Below are 1,193 nucleotides of genomic sequence, written 5' to 3' on the forward strand. Positions count from 1 at the left end.
CTCTTGAGTTCGTAAGTGGGAAAGAATTAATTGATCGTCGGGGGCTAATTGCTGCGCTGCTTTTAAGGCGTTCACTGCTAAAGATTGAACTTGGGTGATCAGTACGTAGCTTTCATCAATTTTTAATAAAAGTGAGGTGTAGCTTAATAGCTCATCAGCTTGTTGCCTTAGTTTGTTAATGCGAAGCTTGCGCTTTTTCATTGCTTGTTGGCGGCTATAACTTATGCCACTGGCAACCATTGAGATAACAATGATGGAGGCTATCAAAGATATTATAAGTGTACTATTCATGTGGACTATGTTTCAGGCTTTATTCCCTTTAAGTGTAGCAAAGGCTTTAAAAATGCTAGCTAGTTTGTTCAAAAATCAGAAAAAAACATTGCAATGACTTGACCCTTTAGCTACAAATCAATATATATGTCGCCTTATATATTCAACTTATTCTCACGTTTGTTCTTTTTAGGGTATGTTTTGCTGAAAAAATATACAGCTAGATTGCAGCGTATGAGCAACCACTTTAGTTTGGAGTTTTATGGGTAAGTCCCTCGTTATTGTCGAGTCACCAGCAAAAGCTAAGACAATTAATAAATACCTCGGTTCTGATTACATCGTAAAGTCCAGTGTGGGGCATATTCGTGATTTGCCTACCTCGGGGGGGGGGTCTACCAGTACGCCTCAAGAGCGTGCTAAACAGGCTGCTGCTACACGTAAGATGAGCCCGGAAGAAAAAGCGGTTCATAAAGCGCGTAAAGCCAAGGAACAGCTAATTGCCCGTATGGGGATCGACCCGGAAAATGACTGGGAAGCACGCTATGAAGTGCTGCCTGGTAAAGAAAAGGTTGTTACCGAACTCAAGAAGCTCGCTAAGAATGCCGATCAAATCTTTCTCGCAACCGATTTGGATAGAGAGGGAGAAGCCATTGCTTGGCACTTAAAAGAAGCAATTGGTGGCGATGATGAACGCTATAAGCGCGTTGTCTTTAATGAGATTACCAAGAAGGCAATTCAAGGAGCTTTTGAAGTGCCGGCAGAATTGGATCAATCTCGCGTTGATGCTCAACAAGCCCGCCGTTTTCTGGATCGGGTGGTTGGCTTTATGGTTTCACCTTTGCTTTGGGCGAAGGTGGCACGAGGACTTTCAGCCGGTCGTGTACAGTCTGTTGCTGTACGCCTGATTGTTGAGCGTGAGAAAG

General features: G+C 43.3%; 2 protein-coding genes. One reads left to right on the forward strand and one right to left on the reverse strand.

All coding sequences use genetic code 11. The features are described from left to right. On the reverse strand, positions 1-291 hold a 291-nt coding region (locus A3766_RS02595), incomplete at its 3' end, for a hypothetical protein (protein WP_156508632.1). A 241-nt stretch (positions 292-532) separates the two neighbouring features. Between A3766_RS02595 and A3766_RS02600 the strand changes: the two genes are divergently transcribed. Next, a partial coding sequence (locus A3766_RS02600; RefSeq protein WP_231882820.1) for a toprim domain-containing protein occupies positions 533-1,193 on the forward strand: 661 nt, incomplete at its 3' end.

Source organism: Oleiphilus sp. HI0132 (assembly GCF_001635845.1).